Origin of the sequence: Streptomyces sp. NPDC051315 (genome assembly GCF_044455165.1) — a bacterium.
In the GTDB taxonomy this organism is placed as follows: domain Bacteria; phylum Actinomycetota; class Actinomycetes; order Streptomycetales; family Streptomycetaceae; genus Streptomyces.
In genome coordinates this window covers 43,400-62,878 of the sequence record NZ_JBITEN010000005.1, presented here as the reverse complement: position 1 = coordinate 62,878, position 19,479 = coordinate 43,400, and the positions used below count along the sequence as shown (strand labels likewise).

Here is a 19,479-nt window from a genome sequence, read left to right as displayed (position 1 = left end):
GTAGCACCCGTGGACGAGGAGCCCCTGTGACCGAGTGGGTCGGCCGGACCGCCGCCGCCGTGGCAGCCGCCGTACGAGAGAAGCGGGTCACCCCCCGCGAGGTGGTGGCCGGACATCTGGCGCGGATCGAACAGCTGGACGGCCGGGTGGGGGCGTTCCGTACGGTGCGGGCGCGGGCGGCGCTCGCCGAGGCGGACGAGGTGGGCGCCCGGGCGGACCTGGCCGGCCTGCCCCTGGCCGGGGTACCGGTGGCCGTCAAGGACAACCTCGCGGTGCGTGGCGAGTCCATGCGCGTCGGATCGGCCGCGACCCCGGACACGCCCGCCGCGGCCGATCACGTCACGGTGGCCCGGCTCCGGGCGGCCGGCGCCGTGGTCGTGGGGCTGACCAACGTGCCGGAGCTGTGTGTCTTCGGCACCACCGAGGGCGTGCACGGCACCGCCCGCAACCCGTGGGACGCCTCGCGCACGGCGGGCGGCTCGTCCGGCGGCAGCGCGGCCGCGGTCGCCGCCGGGATGGTACCGATCGCCCTCGGCAACGACGGCATGGGCTCGCTGCGCATCCCGGCGGCCAACTGCGGTCTGGTCACCATCAAGCCGGGCCGCGGGGTGGTTCCCGCGGGGATCGGCGAGGGCGACTGGTTCGGCATGTCCGAGAACGGCCCGCTGGCGACGACGGTCGAGGACGCCCGCCTGATGCTGTCGGTCCTGGCCGGCACCCCGGCCGCACGACCGGACGAGCCGGGCAGTCACCGCATCGCCGCCTCCCTGCGCAGCCCCCTGCCCGGCGTCACGGTGAGCAAGCCGTACGTGGGTGCGGCGCGCGAGGCGGCCGCGGTGCTGGTGCGGGCGGGACACCTGGTGCGGCGGGCCGAGCCGCCGTATCCGCTGTCGCTGGGTGTCACCGCGCTGGCGCACTGGACGGCGGGCACGGCCGTGGACGCCCGGGCCCTGGACGCGCGGCGGCTCGTCCGGCGCACCCGGGTGCACGCCGCACTCGGCCGGCGGTTCCTGAACGGGGTCCGCGGCGGCACCGCGCGCGACGACCTGCGCCGTCGGCTGGAGCCGTTCTTCGCGGAGTACGACGTGCTGCTCACCCCGGCGCTCGCGCGGCGCTCGCCGAAGGCTGCGCCGTGGCACGAGCGGGGCTGGCTGAGCAATGTGCTGGTGAACTCGCACCACTCGCCGCTGACACCAGCGTGGAACGTGACCGGCTGGCCGGCGGCGGTGGTCCCGTTCGGGACGCTGCCGTCGGGGGCGCCCACCGCGGTGCAGTTGGTGGGACTGCCGGGGTCGGAGGGGCAACTGCTGCGGGTGGCGGAGCAGTTGGAGGAGCTGCGTCCGTGGCGACGGACGGCGCCGCTCGCTGGGGAGGAGCGGCAGGCGTCCCGCATGGGCGTGGTGCGCACGCCCATGCGGTAGGCGATCGCGAGGGGTCCCGCCCGGGATCAGTCCACGCTGGGCAGGATGTGGGGCTCGGCGAGGTCGTCCTCGTAGCCGGCCAGGCGGATGGGGGCCGAGCGGGCCCACACGTCGAGGCTGCCGATGTCCCCGGGCCGGTGGCCCGCGCGCTCCGTGCGTTCCTTGGGGCGCTGTTCGCGATTCGTCTTCTCCGGTGTCACCGCGCACTCCTTTTGTGTCGGGTCACCCTCGGGGCGTGCCGGTCAGTCCGGGGTCCGGCGCTCGACACGTCCTGGGGTCTGTCTGAAAGCAGTTCGGACGCGGTGGCGCCGGTAACTCCGAGGAGACCAGGCCGTTGTGAACCGGCTTGTCCCATGACGGACCGTGGGTGTGGTGGCACTCCGTTCTGCTGTCCGTCCCCTACAGACTAACCAAATGAGCGGGGGGCCGCTCGATAGCGCTGAAAATTTGGGGTAACCATGGCGAGTCACCCACATGTCCCCGCACGTGAATTGAACCCTTTCGCCCGTCCGTGCACCCTTCGAGGTTCACCCGGACGGACTACGGCGGCGCTCTCCACCGCCGTGTCGTCGCGCAGTTCAGATGGCGTTGGCCCGGTCGCAAGGTCGCCATGATCTGCTGACGTACCGCTACGGCCGTCTCGCGGGAGGACTGGCGCATGGAGCTGCGCGGCGTCGAGGAGCTGATGGACCTGCTGCACGCGGGGCGGGGCGTGCGGGACGCGCCGGGGCACGGCGCGCAGGGCGTCGACCTGCACGACCACGCGCTGCAGACCGCCGCGCTGCTGCGCCGAAGTCGCCCCGCCGACAAGGAACTCCAGATCACGGGCCTGGTCCACCCCATCGGCCGGCTGCTGTGGCCCGCCGACGCCGCCGGCCGGGCCGAGCGCGCGGCAGGCGCCGTACGGCCCTTGCTCGGTGAGCGGGTGGCGCGGCTGCTGCGGCGGCACCCCTGGCAAGGACCGACCTACGACGACGACCTGCTCAGTCTGCGGCAGGCGGACGAGGACGGGTGGGTCCCCGGGTTCGACGCGGGCGTGCTGGAGGACTGGCGGACGGTGCTGGAGTTGGTGGCGGCGTACCACGCGCGGCTGGGGGCCGTCGACTGACGCCTGCCCGGCGACCGGGGAACGGTTGCCTCTTCGAAGGGCCGCCCACGCCGGGGAGGCAGCCGTCGGGGGCACCGCGTGGAGCGGCCGCCGGACACCGCCAACGGCCGCTCGCGCACTACCACTTGCCGGGCGCGTAGTCCTTCAGGAAGACGCCGTACAGGTCCTCGCCGGCCTCGCCGCGCACGACGGGGTCGTAGACGCGGGCCGCGCCGTCGACCAGGTCGAGCGGGGCGTGGAAGCCCTCCTCGGCGAGGCGCAGCTTGTCGAAGTGCGGGCGCTCGTCGGTGATCCAGCCGGTGTCGACGGAGGTCATGAGGATGCCGTCGGTCTGGAACATCTCCTGGGCGCTGGTCCGCGTGACCATGTTCATCGCGGCCTTGGCGGCGTTGGTGTTCGGGTGGCCCGCGCCCTTGTAGCCGCGGCCGAAGACGCCCTCCATCGCCGAGACGTTCACGACGTACGCGCGCCCGCTCGTCGCCTTGCTGGCGGCGTCGGCCATGGCCGGACGGAGCTTGCTGATCAGGATGAACGGCGCCGTGTAGTTGCACAGCTGGGTCTCGAGCAGCTCCACCGGGGAGATCTGCTCGATGGTCTGCACCCATGTGTTGGTCTCGACGACGTCGGGGACCAGGCCACCGGCGTCGATGGCGGTGCCGTCGAGGTGCCGGGCGACGCTGGCGTTGCCCGCGACCAGGGCGAGATCGGCGACCTTCTGCGCGTCCAGGCCGCTGGTGCCGACGGGCAGCGCGGCCAGCCCGTCGACGGCGCCGGAGTTGAAGGCGCCGATCACGTGGTGGGCGGGCAGTTCCCCGGCGGGCAGCGGGGCGCTCTCCCCCTCGACCAGGGCGGCGTAGGCGGTGGGCAGGCGGCGAACGGTCTGCGTCGCGTTGTTGATGAGGATGTCGAGCGGGCCGGCCCCGGCGACCTGGTCGGCGAGGGCCACGGCCTGTGCCGGGTCGCGCAGGTCGATGCCGACGACCTCCAGGCGGTGCAACCAGTCGGCCGAGTCGTCCATGGCCTTGAAGCGGCGGATGGCGTCCTTCGGGAAGCGCGTGGTGATCGTCGTGTGCGCGCCGTCGCGCAGCAGCCGCAGCGCGATGTACATGCCGATCTTGGCGCGGCCGCCGGTGAGCAGCGCGCGCTTGCCGGTCAGGTCGGCGCGGGCGTCCCGCTTGCCGCGGTTCAGGCGGGCGCAGTCCGGACACAGCTGGTGGTAGAAGTAGTCGACCTCGACGTACCGGGCCTTGCAGGTGTAGCACGAGCGCGGACGCTGGAGTATCCCCGCGATCCTGCCTTCCTCGGTGGCCGACGACGGCAGGAGGCCCTCGGTCTCGTCGTCGATGCGCTGGGCGGAGCCGGTCGCGGTGGCCTCGGTGACCGCCCTGTCGTGGGCGGTCTTCGCGGCCCGCCGCTCCTGGCGGCGGCGCTGCTTGACCGTGCGGTAGATGCCGGCGGTGGCCCGGCGCACGGCGATCGCGTCCGGGTGGTCGACCTCCAGCTTGTCGAGTTCCTCCAGCACGCTCAGGCAGACGGCGAGCCGCTCCGGGTCGATCCCGGGCCCGTACACGACCTCGTCCACGGCTTCGTCCGTGATTGCCGAGCCGTCCTCTGTCACCGTCATGGCGCTGCCGTTTCCCTGCTCACCCGTGCGGCGCTCCGACCGCGCCCGCTTTCGAACGGGGAAGTCTACGGAGCGCCGGGCCACACCTCCAAACCCGCGCAGGTCAAGAGCCGCAGGCCGTGATGAGCGTCTCCACCTCCTCGGACAGCGCCCGGGCGAACCGGTCGAGGTCGGGGACCGCCTCGGCGTCGGCGACCAGACCGAAGTGGACGTGCCCGCGGTAGGTCGAGATCGCCACCGCCAGGGACTGGCCGCGGGCGAGCGGGGCGTACGGGTAGACCTCGCCGAGCGGATTCCCGCCGAGTTTCAGGCCGACGCCGGGCAGCGGCACGCTGGTGACCAGGATGTCGAACCAGAGCCGGGCCGCCTGGCTGACCAGCGGTCCGCCGAGGCGGTGACCGAGGGCGGGGACGTGATCGGCGAGCAGGGCCACGGCGCCCGCGCCCCGGCCGGGCCCGGCGTCCTTGTTGCGGTCCATGGCGGTACGGACCGCGGCGAGCCGGCCGAGCGGGTCCGGGTCGTCGACGGGAAGCCGCATGAGGTACCCGGAGAGCCGGTTGCCCTGCGGGTGCGCGGTGCGCGGGCGGCGCTTGGAGACGGGGATGAGCGCGCGGGGCGCCACGCCGTCGCTGCCGTCGCCGCGCTCGTCGAGCCAGCGGCGCAGGGCGCCGGCCACGACCGCGATCAGGACGTCGTTGACGGTGCCGCCGACGACCTTGCGGACGCGGTGCACGTCGTCGAGGTCGAGGACCACGCCGGCGGTGCGCCTCGTGCCGGTGGGTCCGGCGGTGAGCGCGGCGGTCGACTGCCGGGCGAGGGTGTGGACGGCGACGGAGGCGCCGATGTCGAGGGCGCGGCCCACGTCGGACAGGGCGCCGCGCAGCAGCTCGGGGAGTCTGCGCACGTCCGGCAGGAGAGGGCGGGCCGGCTCGGCCGGCCGGGGCCGGGGCGCGGGCAGGTCCATCGGGTCCAGGACGGCCGCGGCGAGTGTCAGCGCGCGCAGGCCGTCGGCGAGGGCGTGGTGGAACTTGAACAGGACGGCGAAGCGGCCGCCCTCCCGCGCCGGCAGCACGTGCGCCTCCCACGGCGGGCGGCCCCGCTCCAGGGGGCGCTCCATGAGCCGGCCGGCCTCGGCCTGGAAGTCGGCGGCAGGCGGGTGCAGCCGGACGTGGCGCAGGGGATCGAAGTCCGGGTCGGGCTCGCGCACCGCGCCGCCGAAGACCGGGGGCTGCCACACGTCCCGGATCCGCATGCGCAGTCCGGGGACGCCGGCCGCCCGGGCGGCGAGCAGGTCGGCCGCGTGGGCACCCGCGGTGGGCGAGAGCGCCGAGAAGACGCCGAGTGCGCCGAGGTGCATCGGGTGTTCGGGGGACTCGATGTTCCAGAACGCCAGGTCGAGAGGGGCCAGCAGATCATCAGGAGTCACGGGCTTGCCTCGCGTCGACGACGGGTGAGACAGCAGTCAATCCCTCCGAGCGATTACGGTCAAGTACGATCAGGCTACACACAGTTAACTGTCGATTAAGTATGTCGAAAACACCATCGACAGGGGAAAGCCCGATCGAACGCGGCCGCAGCCGGTGTGGGCGAAGACCTTGGCGGGGCGTCCGCGACGCGACGTCCACCCGGGCCGTGCTCCGGCCGCACCTGACGGCTGCGCCTCACGACGCCTGCTGGCCCACGACGCCTGCCGCCCGTCGCGCCTGCCGACTCATGCCACCCGTCGGCCCTCACCCGTCGGCCCAACGCGCCTGCCGGACGGCGGGGGCGAGGCCGGGCTGTTCGGGGGCGGCCTCGGCGACCTCCACGGCCCTTGACCTGTTCGAGCGCGGCCTCGGCGCACGACCCGTGACGCCCGCCGACCCGTCACGCCGCGGACTACGGCACCCGCTGGCCCTTCCCGAGGGCGATCACTCCGCCCTTCGACACGGAGTACAGCTCCGCGTCCCGCTCCGGGTTCACACCGATCGTGGCGCCGGGCGGGACCTCGACGTTCTTGTCCAGGATCGCCCCGCGCACCACCGCACCCCGCCCGATGTGGACGTTGTCGTGCAGGATCGAGCCCTGGACGACGGCTCCCGGGTCGACCACCACCCCCGGTGACAGCACGGACCGGGTGACCTGCCCGCGGATGAGGCAGCCCGCGCTGATGATCGACTCCCCCGCGATGCCTCCCGCGTTGAAGCGGGCCGGGGAGAGCTGGTTGGAGTGGGTGTAGATGGGCCAGCTGCGGTTGTAGAGATTGAAGGCGGGGCGCTCGGCGATCAGGTCCATGTGGGCGTCGTAGTACGCGTCGAGCGTGCCGACGTCCCGCCAGTACCCCTGGTCGCGGACGGTCTCGCCGGGCACGTGGTTGTCGCTGAAGTCGTACAGTGCGGCCTCGCCGCGCTGGGTGAGCTGGGGCAGGATCGAGCCGCCCATGTCGTGCACGGAGCTCTCGTCCTCGGCGTCGCGCTGCAGCGCCTCGACGAGGGCCTTGGTGGTGAAGATGTAGTTGCCCATCGAGGCGAACACGCACTCCGGGTCGTCCGCGAGGCCGGGCGGGTCGGCGGGCTTCTCCAGGAAGCGCTCCACGGTCTGCCCGTCCGAGCCCGGGGTGATCACGCCGAAGGACGAGGACTCGGTGCGCTGCACCCGTATGCCGGCCACCGTCACGCCCGCCCCGCTGTCGATGTGCTGGGTGAGCATCTGGCGCGGGTCCATGCGGTAGACGTGGTCGGCGCCGAACACGGCGACGTACTCGGGTTGCTCGTCGTGGATCAGGTTCAGCGACTGCAGGATGGCGTCGGCGCTGCCGAGGAACCAGCGCGGGCCGAGCCGCTGCTGGGCGGGGACCGGGGTGACGTAGTTGCCGAGCAGACTGGACATCCGCCAGGTGGTGGTGATGTGCCGGTCCAGCGAGTGCGACTTGTACTGCGTCAGGACGCAGATGCGCAGGATGTCGGCGTTGACGAGGTTGGACAGCACGAAGTCGACGAGACGGTAGGTGCCGCCGAAGGTGACCGCGGGTTTGGCGCGGTCCGCCGTGAGGGGCATCAGACGTTTGCCCTCGCCGCCCGCCAGCACGATCCCGAGGACCGAAGGCCCACCACGACGCATGGCCGCTCCCCTCATCCTGGTTGAACCATGATTTCCCCGCGCGGGGCGACCTACGCCTGTTTGACGATCTCCTCGTACAGCCGGACCGTGCGCCGGGCCACCGCGTCCCAGCCGAACTCCCCCACCGCCCGGTCCCGTCCGGCCTCTCCCATGCGGCGGGCGGTCTCCGGGTCGCCGAGGACGCTGTCCAGCGCCCGGGCGAGTGCCGCCTCGAACTCCGCGCCCCCGTCGCCCCCTTCGCCCTCCTGCCCCACCGGCACCAGCAGGCCGGTCACCCCGTCCTCGACGACCTCGGGGATGCCGCCGACCCGGGACGCCACCACGGGCGTGCCGCAGGCCATCGCCTCCAGGTTGACGATGCCGAGCGGCTCGTACACCGAGGGGCAGACGAACACGGCCGCGTGGGTGAGGAGTTGGATGACCTCCGGACGCGGCAGCATCCGCGGGATCCAGTGCACCCCGTCCCGGGCCCGGCTCACCTGCTCGAACAGCTCGCGGAACTCCCGGTCGATCTCGGGGGTGTCGGGTGCGCCCGCGCACAGCACGACCTGGGCCGCCGGGTCGATGTCCCGGACGGCGCGCAGCAGATGGGGGACGCCCTTCTGGCGCGTGATGCGGCCGACGAACAGCACGTACGGGCGGGACGGGTCGAGGCCCACGCGGGCGAGGGCGTCGGTGCCGTGGTCGGGCCGGTACAGGGCGGTGTCGATGCCGTTGTGCACGACGTGGACCCGGTCCGCGTCCAGCGCCGGATAGCAGGCGAGGATGTCGTCGCGCATCGCGCCGGAGACCGCGATCACCGCGTCGGCGGCCTCGACGGCGGTTTGCTCGGCCCAGCCCGACAGGGCGTATCCGCCGCCGAGTTGCTCGGCCTTCCAGGGGCGCAGGGGCTCCAGCGAGTGGGCGGTCAGCACGTGCGGGACGCCGTACAGCTCCTTGGCGAGGTGGCCGGCGAGGTTGGCGTACCAGGTGTGGGAGTGGACCAGTTCGCGGCCCTCGAGGGCGGCGGCCATGGCCAGGTCGACGGAGAAGGTGCGCAGGGCGTCGTTGGCGCCGTCGAGCGCGGACCAGGGGCGGTGGCGCAGCACGCCGGCCGCCCGGTCCGCCGAGGAGACCTCGCCCCAGCAGTGCACCTCGAGATCGACCAGCGCGCGCAACTCGCGGGCGAGGAACTCGACATGGACACCCGCGCCGCCGTACACGTCCGGGGGATACTCCCGGGTCAGCAGTCCCACTCGCACCCGGAACCCCCAGTTCTCGTCGCCTGTCCCCCCATGGTCACCCAGACGGGGCGCGCGGGGAAGAGCGCGGGGGTCGCGCGAAGCAGCAGTCGCCGCACACCCCTGCGCCCGGCACCCGGTAGTACAGACAGCAGCTGCGGCGGCGGAAGGCGGTGCCGGTGAGGGTGCCGGTGGCGGCGAGCAGGGGGTGGGCGAGGATCTGCGCGGTGAGGGCACCACAGCGCGCGGAGACGTCCGTACGGCCGTGGCCGCGTGCCCACCGGTCCAGTTGCCGGGCCGCTCCGGCCAGCGCCGAGGCGGCGTTGCCGCGCAGGAGCCCCGGGGCGACGGAGTGGCGGCTGCGCAGGGCCTCGGCCAGGGGTTCGAGGTGGGCGTGGAGCACGGCGTCGGTCAGGGTGGCCGCGTCCCCGGGCCGGGCGTGGACCTCCGTCAGCCACAGGTCGTCCGGGGCACTGCCCCGCGGATCCCAGCGCAGCAGCCGCGGATCCAGGTCGGGCAGGCTGCCGTACAGGGCGGCGCAGCCGAGCGCCACCGACCACAGGCGGGCCGCGAGGCCCTGCTGGGCCACGGAGGCGGCGATCCGTGTCTCGGGCGCGCGCAGCGCGAGGGCGACCTTCCGCACCCGCAGGGTCAGGGGATGTCCGTCGCCGTCCGGCGAGGCGTCCCCGTAGGCCTCCGCGAGCGTCGGCAGGGACGGCGGCGCTTCCCGTGCCGCGGGTGGCGCGGTGCGCAGGGCGAAGAAGCCGCCGAGCGGGCGGAGGGCGGCGAGTTCGGGGTCGAGGTCCACGAGGGGCAGTAGTACCAAGGGCGGCACGAGGGGTGATCGGCGAGCCCCCGGCATGGCCGGAATCCGGCGCAGATCACCCACCTTGGGGAGGACTGCGGTCCTGTCGTACTCCATCGGTAGTAGGACCCAATGCGTGCTCAGGGACGACGACGGGAACAGATCGACAAGGCATCGTGTTCGGTATGAGAGCAGACCGTTCGCCGCGCCGGGCCCCGGGCCCCAGCCTCACGCAGAGGAGCAGCTCATGAGCGCCCTCGCGTTGTCCGTGGTCCTGTCGCTCGTCTCGGCCGTCGCCTACGCGGCCGGGGCGATCGTGCAGGAGCAGGTCGCGGTGTCCTCGCCCGACGAACAGTACGCGCCGCTGCGGCGGCCGAGCTGGTGGGCGGCGGTCGCGCTGAACGGACTCGGCGGGCTGCTGCACGTCGTGGCGCTGGCGTACGGTCCCCTGAGCCTGGTCCAGCCGCTGGGCGCGCTGACCATCGTGGTAGCGCTGCCGATGGCAGCCCTGTTCGTGGGCCGCAGGGCCGGGGCGACGGCCTGGCGGGGCGCCATCATGGCGACGGTCGGTCTGGCCGGTCTGCTGTCCCTGGTCGGCGCGGCCGAGGCGCAGTCGCTCAGCACCCCGCAGCGGGTGGGCTCGGCCGTCGTCACCGGCGGCGCCGTCGTGGCCCTGATGATCGCCGGGCGGGCCGCGCACCGGCACCCGGCGGTGCGCAGCACGCTGCTGGCCATCGCGTCCGGCATAGCCTTCGGCATGTCGTCGGTGTTCACCAAGACCGTCGCGGTCGACTGGACCGGCGGTGTCTCCACGGCCGATCTGCCCTCCCTCGCCGTGATCGGTGTGCTGGCCACGGCCGGCATGCTGCTGTCGCAGGCCTCCTACCGCGGCGGCGGCCTCGCCGCCCCGCTGGCCACGCTGACCGTGGTGAACCCGGTGGTCGCGGCCGCGGTCGGGATCACGATGTTCGGCGAGACCTTCCGCTACGGCAGCACGGGCACCGCGCTCGCCCTGAGCTGCGGTGTGGTGGCGGCCGGTGGCCTGATCCTGCTGACGACCGAGCGGCTCTCGGGCCCGCGGACGCAGCGGGTGCCCGCGGCGGAGACGGCCGGCCCCGCGGCCGCGGCCGGACGGCCCGGCGGGTCCCCGGGGCAGCCGGTCGAGCCGGTCGTTTCGCGGCTGGAAGAAGCTCTGGCAGAGGTCCTGGAAGAGGCCCCGGACGTCCGGGCCGGCGCCCGGGAGGAGGTCCGGGCGGACGTGCTGGTGCCGGCCCAGGCTTTGGACGAGCCGGCGCCGGCGACGGAGCCGTCCGCCCCGCCCGAACCTCTGCCTCTGTACGGGCTGTTCTACGGCGGCCCCTACGTCCCGCTGCCGGTCCTCGACCGGCAGCGCGTGCGGATCAGATCCTGACCCCGCCGGCCCGCAGATAGGCCACCGGATCGACGTCCGTGCCGAACCCGGGCCCCGTCCGCACCTCGAAGTGCAGATGCGGGCCCGAGCTGTTGCCGGTGGAACCGGAGCGGCCGATGCGCTGGCCGGCGCCCACCGACTGCCCGTCCCGTACGGAGATGGCCGAGAGGTGCGCGTACTGGGAGTAGCGGCCGTCGGAGTGCCGGACGACCACCTGGTAGCCGAAGGAGCCGCCCCAGCCGGCGGTCACCACGGTGCCCGCCGCGACGGACTTCACCGAGGTGCCGGTGGGCACGGGGAAGTCGACGCCGGTGTGGTAGCCCTTCGACCAGGAGGAGCCCGTCGCGTGGTAGGGAGTGCCCAGGCCGGCGGCGACGGGAGCGACGAGCGAGCGACCGCTCGACGTCTTCGTCCCACCGGCCTTCTCCTTCGTACTCCCCTTGGCCTTCTCCTTCGTACTCCCCTTGGCCTTCTCCTTCGTACTCCCCTTGGCCTTCTCCTTCGTACTCCCCTTGGCCTTCTCCTTGCTGTCGGGGGTCTTCCCCGTCCGGGAGCCGGAGGTGGCGCCCGGGGTCGTGGTCGTGGCGCCGGCCTGGCCGTTCAGCCTCAGCCGCTGCCCCGGCACGATCAGGTCGGGGTCCGCTCCGATGGCCGCCCGGTTCGCGGCGTACAGCCGCTGCCAGCCGCCGCGGACCTCCTGCTCGTCGGCGATGCCCGACAGGGTGTCACCGCGCACGACCGTGTACATCTCGGCGGTGCCCGCCCGCGACTGGGGCGTGGTCTGCGGCTGTACGTCCTTCAGCGAGCTCTTGGCCGGCTTGGTGGACTTGGTGGAGGTGCCGCCCGGGTGGATGTCGGGGGTGTCGCCGCCCCGGGTGAGTCCGGCGCGGACCGAGCAGGCCGGCCAGGCGCCGGGCCCCTGGCCCTCCAGCACCTTCTCCGCGACGGCGATCTGCTGGTCCTTGGTGGCGAGGTCGGCGCGCGGCGCGTACCGGGTGCCGCCGTACGCCTCCCAGGTGGACTGGGTGAACTGCAGCCCGCCGTAGTAGCCGTTGCCGGTGTTGATGTCCCAGTCGTTGCTCGACTCGCAGGCGGCGACCTTGTCCCAGGTGTCCACGTCGGCGGCCTGCGCGGCGCCGGTACCGATGAGCGGGAGGGCCATGCCGGCGCCGCCCGCCGTGACGGTGAGCGAGGCCCGGTTGATCCTGTTCGGCTGATACCGGCGGTGCCGGCCGCGTACGGCCATGAAGGTCCCCCTCGACATGCGTCAGGAGCGGCAAAAGTAAGGGCCTCCAACCGGCCGGGACAAGACGACAATCGGCCGCCCTGTCTCAACTCGACCGGTAATCGCCCCCTGTTGCGCCGCCGTGCGGCACCGGGCGCCCGCGGTGCGTATCCGCTCCGGGACGGTGTCGGCCGGGAGGTGCGGCAGGCCACCGGCGCGTCAGGGTGGTCGGCGGGGCGCCACGGGCGGGACGATCGGCACCGGAACAGGACGAGCACAGGACCCTGAGGAGCCAACCGTATGAGCACGACAGCCCAGATCGGCGTGACGGGACTGGCGGTCATGGGCCGCAACCTCGCCCGCAACTTCGCACGCAACGGCTACACGGTCGCGGTGCACAACCGGACGGCGGCGCGCACGCACGCCCTGGTGGAGGAGTTCGGGCAGGAGGGCGACTTCGTCGCGGCCGGGACCGCCAAGGAGTTCGTGGCGGCGCTGGAGCGGCCCCGCCGTCTGGTGATCATGGTGAAGGCCGGGGAGCCGACCGACGCCGTGATCCAGGAGTTCGCCCCGCTCCTGGAGCCCGGCGACATGATCATCGACGGGGGCAACGCGCACTTCGCCGACACCCGGCGCCGGGAGCGTGAACTGCGTGAGAGCGGCATCCACTTCGTCGGCACGGGCATCTCGGGCGGCGAGGAGGGCGCCCTGCACGGGCCGAGCATCATGCCGGGCGGCTCGAAGGAGTCGTACGAGTCGCTGGGCCCGATGCTGGAGAAGATCTCCGCGAAGGCGGCGGACGGGGCGCCGTGCGTGACGCACGTCGGTCCCGACGGCGCCGGGCACTTCGTGAAGATGGTCCACAACGGCATCGAGTACGCGGACATGCAGCTGATCGGCGAGGCCTACCAGCTGCTGCGGGACGTCGCCGGGTACTCCCCCGCGGAGATCGCGGACGTCTTCCGCACCTGGAACACCGGCCGGCTCGACTCGTACCTGATCGAGATCACCGCCGAGGTGCTGTCGCACGTGGACGCGGCGACGGGCAAGCCGTTCGTGGACGTGGTGGTGGACCGGGCGGAGCAGAAGGGCACCGGCCGCTGGACCGTGCAGATCGCGCTGGACCTCGGCGTGCCGGTGTCGGGCATCGCGGAGGCGGTCTTCGCGCGCTCGCTGTCGGGGCACGCGGCGCTGCGGGACGCCTCGCGGGGGCTGGCCGGCCCGAAACCGGCCGCGCTGGACAAGGCGGAGGCGCAGGCCTTCGCGGACCGGGTGGAGCAGGCGCTGTACGCCTCGAAGATCGTGTCGTACACGCAGGGCTTCCACGAGATCGCCGCGGGCAGCGAGGAGTACGGCTGGGACATCGACCTCGGCGCCGTCTCCGCGATCTGGCGGGGCGGCTGCATCATCCGGGCGGCCTTCCTCGACCGGATCCGTGCCGCGTACGACGCGCGCGCGGACCTGCCGAGCCTGCTGTCGGACGAGACGTTCGCCTCCGAGATCGCCGCCGCGCAGGACGCGTGGCGACAGGTGCTGGTCTCCGCGACGCTCCAGGGGGTGCCCACGCCGGGGTTCGCGGCGGCGCTCGCCTACTACGACGCGTTGCGTGCCGAACGGTTGCCCGCGGCGCTCACACAGGGGCAGCGGGACTTCTTCGGTGCGCACACCTACCGGAGGGTGGACCGGGAGGGGGCGTTCCACACCCTGTGGGGCGGGGACCGGTCGGAGGTCGGCGCGTAGCGCCGGCGGGGGACGGCCGACCGCTCGCGGGTGCGGTCGGGCGGGGGCCGGCCGAGCGGTTCCCCGGCCCGTACCGCCCCCTGGCGGCCGTGGGGGGGGGGGGGGGGGGGGGGGGGGCGCCCCCCGCGCCCCCCCCCCCGCTTCTCGCCTCCGGGATCAGCTCAGTGGAGGACCGGGCTCCGGGTTCGGGACCGGCTCCGGGCCCGGGGGGATCGGGGACGGGGAGGGGTCCGGCGGGGGCGGGCCCGGGTGCGGTGGGGCCGGGGGTGGGGTCGGGTCCGGTCCCGGGGGTGGTTCGGGCGGCGGCACCGGGCTGGGGTACGGCTCCGGGCCCGGCGTCGGCGGGGGCTGGACGGGGTCGGGGTACGGGTTCGTCATCGTGTCCTCCGGCCAGTGGTGAAGCGTGGCTCTGGACTACTCCCCCGCGTACCCGGGGGTGGCGCGGACAGTCACCCCCCGGTGGCAGCGGGTGCGTCCGCCCGGACCTCTCCGGTCGCGGGGTCAGCCGTGCCGCGCTGCCCGCGCGCCCGCCGCCAGACCCGGTCGGGGACTGCTCAGCACCGGCACCCGGGTACGGGTCAGCCGCTGGGCCGGGGTCATGGAGGCCTGGGCGAGGACGATCGCGTCGGCGTCGCGGACCGCGTCGGCCGCGTCGGCCACGAGGCGGGCGCAGCCCTCCGCGTCGCCGGCCGCGAAGCGGTCCCACGCGCCGTCGACGAGGATCCTGCGGACGGTGACGGGCCGGGCCGCGCGGCGCGCCTCCTCGACGATCAGGTCGGCGGTCGGTCCGAAGGTGCTCTCCACGGTCGCCAGGACCGCGACACGCGGGCCGGCGGCCACCGCGGCGGCGGCCATCGGGCGGTCGACGCGCACCACCGGGACCGCCGCGCCGGCCGTCTCCGCCACCGCGCCGAGGGTCGAGCAGGTGCACAGCACCGCCCGGGCCCCCTCGGCGGCGGCACGCGCCAGCACGGCCCGTACGTCGTCGGCGACCGTGTCGGGGCCCTGTGCGCGGGCCCGGGACAGCAGGTCCTCGTCGACGAAGTGCCTCAGTTCCAGGCCAGGGTGGTCCTCGTCGCGCAGGGCGTCGAAGACCGGGACGTGGGCGGGTGAGGTGTGCAGGAGGGCCAGCACCGGGTCAGAACCTGCCGGGGTGGGCGCGCAGCCAGTCCTTGGCGGCGGCGAGCAGCTCCGGGTCGGCCACCGGGGCCTCCTCCGGGTGCCGCTCGGCCCACTTCACGACGTACGGGCACAGCGGGGCGACGGGGGTCTCCTCGCGGGCGGCGACGGCGTACAGCTCGCGGGCCAGGGAGCCGGCGATGCCCTGGCCCTCGTGGGCCGGTTCGACGATGGTGTGCACGGGGACCAGGGCGCGCCCGGGCGACTCCAGGACGAAGTACTCGATGCGGCCGACGACGTCGCCGCCCTCACCGAGGGCTTCGAGACGGCCGGCCGCCCGGTCGTCGCGGATCCGGATGTCGCTCATGGGCACGCTCCTGGTGCGATGGGTGCGGGGGTTCGCCGACGCCGTGGACGCGGTGCACGCGGTACGGGGTCGGTCAGACGGACACGGCCTGCGGGCTGCGCTCCTGGTCGGAGCCCGGCACCGGCTCGGCGGGGTCGGCGCCCAGGGCCACGATGCGGTTGTCGCGGTCCACGTGCACGACCCGCGGCTGGAGAGCCCGGGCCTCGGCGTCGGTCACCTGAGCGTAACTGATGATGATCACCAGGTCCCCGGGGTGCACGAGATGGGCGGCGGCTCCGTTGATCCCGACGACCCCCGAGCCACGCTCGCCCTCGATGACGTACGTCTCCAGCCGGGCCCCGTTGGTGATGTCGACGATGTGCACGAGCTCACCGGGCAGCAGGTCGGCGGCGTCCAGCAGATCGGCGTCGATGGTCACCGATCCCACGTAGTGCAGGTCGGCCTGGGTGACGGTGGCGCGGTGGATCTTGGACTTGAACATGGTGCGCAGCATTCAATGCTCCCGAAATCCGCTCCCTGCCTGCTTTGTGCAGGTCAAGGGCTGTTCTGTCAGCCTACAACGGCTCGTCCTCCGTCCAACGCCCGCCCGTCACGGAGGTTCTACGCCGACCGCTTGCCGAGTCTCCTGACAGGTCCCAGTCAGATGGAGAAGACTCTTCATGAGCCTTCCACCTCACCCGGGGCCGACAAGTGTGACCAGAGTATGGAACGGCACCCCGGGGTCGCAGCGAGATCTCGGTCACTTCACATCGGAGCGAGGGATGCGCGGAGGACGAACATGAGAGCGCCGTTGCGCCCGTCGCGACCGCTCGGCGTGGGCAACCCCGTCGGCGACGTACGACTGCTGTGGGTGCGCGACATCCTGGGCGTCACCGGACCGAAGTGCGGCTGTGGCGTCAACGTCTGCGGGACGTGCACGAGCCACCTCAACGGCTGGGCTTCGCCGACGACCCGAACAAGCGAGCGTCCTCATCGTCCCCATGGTCCGGCGGCGACCGCAGCGTGCAGACAGGGTCGCCGATCCCCCGGCCGCGCGTCTGAGGCCTGTCCCGCGACGATCTCCGAGCGTGTTCTGTTCGCTTCCACCGACGAAGCTGCTCACACGTTCGGGAAGGGGGGCACCTCGTCCATCACCCGCAGCAGTGCCCGTGCGGCTTCGGCTTCCTCTGGCCGCACCGACTCGGCGAGGGCCTCGACGACCGACCGGCCGGCGCGCACCGCAGCCCGGGAGGTGGCCTCCCAGTCAGGCTGCTCCTTGAAGGCCGTGCGCTTGGGGCCACCGGCCGCCGCCGCGGAGGAGTGCCAGTTCTCGGTCCGGCAGATTCGCTCCAACAGGTCCAGCAGGTCGGCCTTGCAGGGCACGTGCGGGGCCCCGACCAGTTCAAGGAGAAACGGGACCGTCGGGGCAGTCGCCTCGCCGACGACGAACCCCAAGGCGCAGATGCGATCACCGAGTTCGTCGATCGCGAGGCGAGCGGTGTCCTCACCTCCGTACGCGACCCGGGAGAGCAGCGGCGGGATACTTCCAGCGCGGGCTCCTTGCGCGTCGCGCAGTCCCCCCCACCGGACCCCAGCGACGCCCTTCAACAGACTTCCCACGCCTGCCACCCTCTCATCGGACCGGTGGTTGGCTCCATCAATGCCCTGGGACAGCGTTCGGCGCCCATCCTGCATTGATTCCCGCTCCGCAGTCGGGAACAAGGACACCGCTGCCACGAGCGCGGCGGAGACGGCGAGCAGGGTGCGACGACGGCGGCGCAAAGAGCCAGCCGGCTTGCGGTGACGAGGTGCCGCGGTGCACAAAAACCTTGCGGTGATCGACGGCAAGCAGGCAATCGACGTGGCATGGGCCCGCTACTTCGCCGCCCCTGATGCGGGGAGCGCCTGAGCCGGGGCCTTCCTCGCCCTTCACTCAAGGCGCCTGGCAAGGGCGGACCGGTAGTACGCCAGCCGCTCCTCGTTCTCGTCCACGTACTCCAGAACGTCGAACGCGGCTTCGGCGTGCCCGGACACGGCTTCGGCGTACAGCACCCAGATGCCCTCACGCACCGCGGCTGTGCACTCCTCCTCCAGGTCGGGGCGGCCTGCCTCGACCTCGCTCTGGTGCGACTCCCCCGTCACGAGGTACTCCAGCATCCCCAGGAAGTGGCCCCTGACGGAGTCGTGCAGATCTTCGCCCAGCGCCGTGAGCATCACCGGTACGGCATGCGGGGCCACCTCGAAGAGCATGCTCTGGACCTCGAGGTGGTTCTCCAGCGTGTACCCGACCGTCTCCTGCGTGCTCCGGGCGTCCAGGAGCCTCCTGAACGTCTCCGTCAGATGCGCACCCGACTGCCCGCATCCGCAGCGGAGTGCGGACCAGTCATGGCGTGCGAGCTCAAGCAGTGACGTCCTCATGATCTCCCTGTCTCCGGCAGCGACCTCACTCACGCGGACGGGGCTAGTGCTCTGACCACATTGGTTCGCCGGGTTGGTGGTCGGGGCGGTTGGATGTTGCGTGACGTCCGATCCGAGTGCTGGGGGTGTGGTGGCTGAGCCTGTCCGCGTGCGCAGGTTGACCGACCAGGAGGGGCAGAAGCTGCAGCAGATCGTGCGTCGTGGCAGCACCAGTTCGGTCCGCTTCCGACGCGCGATGATGCTGCTGGCGTCGGCCGGCGGGAACCGGGTCCCGGTGATCGCCCAGCTGGTGCAGGCCGACGACGGCACCGTCCGGGATGTGATCCACCGGTTCAACGAAATCGGCCTGGCCTGTCTGGACCCTCGGTGGGCGGGAGGCCGTCCCCGCCTGCTCAGCCCTGACGACGAGGACTTCGTCATCCAGACGGCCACCACCCGCCCCAACAAGCTCGGCCAGCCCTTCACTCGCTGGTCCATCCGCAAACTGCTGGCCCACCTGCGGAAAGTCCATGGGCGGGTCATCCGCATCGGCCGCGAGGCGTTACGCCGTCTGCTCGCCCGCCGCGGCATCACCTTCCAGCGCACCAAGACGTGGAAGGAGTCCCCGGACCCCGACCGCGAGGCAAAGCTGGACCGGATCGAGGAGGTCCTGGACCGCTTCCCGGACCGGGTCTTCGCGTTCGACGAGTTCGGCCCGCTCGGCATCCGCCCCACCGGCGGTGCGGGCTGGGCCCCGGCCAGTCACCCCGAGCGGCACCCGGCGACCTACCACCGCACGCATGGCGTCAGGTACTTCCACGGCTGCTATTCGGTTGGTGACGACACGCTCTGGGGCGTCAACCGCCGGAAGAAGGGCGCCGCGAACACGCTGGCCGCGCTCAGATCGGTCCGGGCTGCCCGACCGGACGGCGCCCCCATCTACGTCATCCTGGACAACCTGTCCGCCCACAAGGGCGAGACGATCCGCCGCTGGGCGAAGAAGAACCGAGTCGAGCTGTGCTTCACGCCGACATACGCGTCCTGGGCCAACCCAATCGAGGCGCACTTCGGGCCGCTGCGGCAGTTCACCATCGCCAACTCCAACCACCGCAACCACACCGTGCAGACCCGGGACCTGCACGCCTATCTGCGCTGGCGCAACGCGAATGCCCGGCACCCCAACGTGCTGGCAGCCCAGCGCCGCGAGCGCGCTCGCATCCGCAGCGAGAAGGGCCTCCGTTGGGGCGGACGTCCCCTCGCCGATGCCGCTTGACCAGCCCGGCGACCCTGCCCGGCCGGGTTCTAGCAGTAGCCATCCACCCTGGCGCCAGCTGGAGCGAGGTTGGGCCAGGGATGTCCTGCTCTGTCGGAGGCAGCGGACCGTAGGAGGTCAAGAATCGTGCACCCCGGGTAGCCCCGAAAACTCGCGTAGGTGCCCCGGTAGTAACAGCTCCAGTAGCTCACGACCCGCCGTTGAGTGCGTGCGAAGAAGGCAGCGTTGTCCACAAGGAACTGCCCGTAAGCGAGGTGGCCGTAGGTGCCGGGCGTGGCGAGATCACGGAGCTCATCGCAGATGACGACCAGGATCTCCAAGACGTACTCGCCAACCAGCTGCACGACGAAGGGGACGACCCATGGGTCCGTGTAACCAACGACCTTCTCCAGGTGGCGCTGCCTGACCATGCCGTCGCAGTGCCTTGAGTACAGGCAGTGCAGAAGCTGTTGTTGGCGCGACGAAAGCGACGCCACCCTGTCAGTTGGCGGCTCGTCGTTGTAGAGGCGCCCGGGGATCAAAACCTGCTGGCCCTCGACAGCGACCGAGAACGAGGCATGCGGCTGGAGCCGAGAATCAGGCATCACCGCCAGGACTGCCTCGGCATCGCTTGCAAGCTCGGCTGGGAACGCCGTGATCAACGGATTGCTGCGGTCGGAAAGCGGCTGCACGAGCCGAGCATAGGCGGATG

18 protein-coding genes are annotated in these 19,479 nt (G+C 72.6%); 5 read left to right on the top strand and 13 right to left on the bottom strand.

The window, feature by feature from the left end; all coding sequences use genetic code 11:
- Positions 1-26: 26 nt before the first annotated feature.
- Positions 27-1,421 carry an amidase gene (locus ACIBBD_RS11620; RefSeq protein ID WP_399419149.1) on the top strand — a complete coding sequence of 465 codons (1,395 nt, stop codon included), beginning with the start codon at positions 27-29 and terminating at the stop codon, positions 1,419-1,421.
- A 26-nt stretch (positions 1,422-1,447) separates the two neighbouring features.
- Here the strand turns inward: ACIBBD_RS11620 and ACIBBD_RS11615 are convergent, their stop codons facing one another.
- Positions 1,448-1,621, bottom strand: a complete 174-nt coding sequence (locus ACIBBD_RS11615) for a hypothetical protein (protein WP_107483793.1) — start codon at positions 1,619-1,621, stop codon at positions 1,448-1,450.
- 458 nt (positions 1,622-2,079) lie between these two features.
- Here ACIBBD_RS11615 and ACIBBD_RS11610 point away from each other — a divergent pair, with 458 nt between their 5' ends.
- A complete protein-coding gene (locus ACIBBD_RS11610; protein ID WP_399419148.1) occupies positions 2,080-2,529 on the top strand; it encodes a hypothetical protein in 450 nt (149 codons plus the stop codon).
- Positions 2,530-2,647: 118 nt separating this feature from the next.
- Here ACIBBD_RS11610 and ACIBBD_RS11605 read toward each other — a convergent pair whose 3' ends face one another.
- The 5 genes from ACIBBD_RS11605 to ACIBBD_RS11585 form a co-directional block, all read right to left on the bottom strand.
- Positions 2,648-4,153 (bottom strand): SDR family NAD(P)-dependent oxidoreductase, encoded by a 1,506-nt coding sequence (locus tag ACIBBD_RS11605; protein ID WP_399419147.1) that lies wholly within the window; start codon positions 4,151-4,153, stop codon positions 2,648-2,650.
- A 103-nt stretch (positions 4,154-4,256) separates the two neighbouring features.
- On the bottom strand, positions 4,257-5,579 hold the full coding sequence (locus ACIBBD_RS11600) for a wax ester/triacylglycerol synthase family O-acyltransferase (RefSeq protein WP_399419146.1): 1,323 nt from the start codon (positions 5,577-5,579) through the stop codon (positions 4,257-4,259).
- Between the two features lie 452 nt (positions 5,580-6,031).
- Positions 6,032-7,252, bottom strand: a complete 1,221-nt coding sequence (glgC, locus tag ACIBBD_RS11595; protein WP_399419145.1) for a glucose-1-phosphate adenylyltransferase — start codon at positions 7,250-7,252, stop codon at positions 6,032-6,034.
- A gap of 50 nt (positions 7,253-7,302) precedes the next feature.
- A complete protein-coding gene (gene glgA, locus ACIBBD_RS11590) occupies positions 7,303-8,493 on the bottom strand; it encodes a glycogen synthase (RefSeq protein WP_399419144.1) in 1,191 nt (396 codons plus the stop codon).
- Positions 8,494-8,530: 37 nt separating this feature from the next.
- Positions 8,531-9,280 carry a (2Fe-2S)-binding protein gene (locus tag ACIBBD_RS11585; protein ID WP_399419143.1) on the bottom strand — a complete coding sequence of 250 codons (750 nt, stop codon included), beginning with the start codon at positions 9,278-9,280 and terminating at the stop codon, positions 8,531-8,533.
- A 244-nt stretch (positions 9,281-9,524) separates the two neighbouring features.
- On the opposite strand from ACIBBD_RS11585, the gene ACIBBD_RS11580 reads away from it, so the two are divergent.
- On the top strand, positions 9,525-10,688 hold the full coding sequence (locus tag ACIBBD_RS11580) for a DMT family transporter (RefSeq protein ID WP_399419142.1): 1,164 nt from the start codon (positions 9,525-9,527) through the stop codon (positions 10,686-10,688).
- Here the strand turns inward: ACIBBD_RS11580 and ACIBBD_RS11575 are convergent.
- On the bottom strand, positions 10,678-11,934 hold the full coding sequence (locus tag ACIBBD_RS11575) for a transglycosylase family protein (RefSeq protein ID WP_399419141.1): 1,257 nt from the start codon (positions 11,932-11,934) through the stop codon (positions 10,678-10,680). The two genes, ACIBBD_RS11580 and ACIBBD_RS11575, sit on opposite strands and share 11 nt — an antisense overlap.
- A gap of 279 nt (positions 11,935-12,213) precedes the next feature.
- Here ACIBBD_RS11575 and gndA point away from each other — a divergent pair, with 279 nt between their 5' ends.
- A complete protein-coding gene (gene gndA / locus ACIBBD_RS11570; RefSeq protein ID WP_399419140.1) occupies positions 12,214-13,653 on the top strand; it encodes an NADP-dependent phosphogluconate dehydrogenase in 1,440 nt (479 codons plus the stop codon).
- A 501-nt stretch (positions 13,654-14,154) separates the two neighbouring features.
- On the opposite strand, the gene ACIBBD_RS11565 is transcribed toward gndA, so the two are convergent.
- From ACIBBD_RS11565 to ACIBBD_RS11545, 5 genes are all read right to left on the bottom strand, one after another.
- Complete coding sequence (locus tag ACIBBD_RS11565) at positions 14,155-14,787, bottom strand: aspartate/glutamate racemase family protein (RefSeq protein ID WP_399419139.1); 633 nt, start codon at positions 14,785-14,787, stop codon at positions 14,155-14,157.
- A 4-nt stretch (positions 14,788-14,791) separates the two neighbouring features.
- Positions 14,792-15,139 carry a GNAT family N-acetyltransferase gene (locus ACIBBD_RS11560; RefSeq protein WP_399419138.1) on the bottom strand — a complete coding sequence of 116 codons (348 nt, stop codon included), beginning with the start codon at positions 15,137-15,139 and terminating at the stop codon, positions 14,792-14,794.
- 73 nt (positions 15,140-15,212) lie between these two features.
- Positions 15,213-15,632 (bottom strand): aspartate 1-decarboxylase, encoded by a 420-nt coding sequence (gene panD / locus ACIBBD_RS11555; protein ID WP_399419137.1) that lies wholly within the window; start codon positions 15,630-15,632, stop codon positions 15,213-15,215.
- 605 nt (positions 15,633-16,237) lie between these two features.
- Positions 16,238-16,738 carry a hypothetical protein gene (locus ACIBBD_RS11550; protein WP_399419136.1) on the bottom strand — a complete coding sequence of 167 codons (501 nt, stop codon included), beginning with the start codon at positions 16,736-16,738 and terminating at the stop codon, positions 16,238-16,240.
- A 309-nt stretch (positions 16,739-17,047) separates the two neighbouring features.
- A complete protein-coding gene (locus ACIBBD_RS11545; RefSeq protein ID WP_399419135.1) occupies positions 17,048-17,536 on the bottom strand; it encodes a hypothetical protein in 489 nt (162 codons plus the stop codon).
- Between the two features lie 130 nt (positions 17,537-17,666).
- Here ACIBBD_RS11545 and ACIBBD_RS11540 point away from each other — a divergent pair, with 130 nt between their 5' ends.
- Positions 17,667-18,788 (top strand): IS630 family transposase, encoded by a 1,122-nt coding sequence (locus ACIBBD_RS11540; RefSeq protein WP_399419134.1) that lies wholly within the window; start codon positions 17,667-17,669, stop codon positions 18,786-18,788.
- A gap of 29 nt (positions 18,789-18,817) precedes the next feature.
- On the opposite strand, the gene ACIBBD_RS11535 is transcribed toward ACIBBD_RS11540, so the two are convergent.
- The gene (locus tag ACIBBD_RS11535; RefSeq protein WP_086754387.1) at positions 18,818-19,459 is read right to left on the bottom strand and encodes a hypothetical protein; all 642 of its coding nucleotides are present in this window, start codon (positions 19,457-19,459) and stop codon (positions 18,818-18,820) included.
- Between the last annotated feature and the right edge of the window lie 20 nt (positions 19,460-19,479).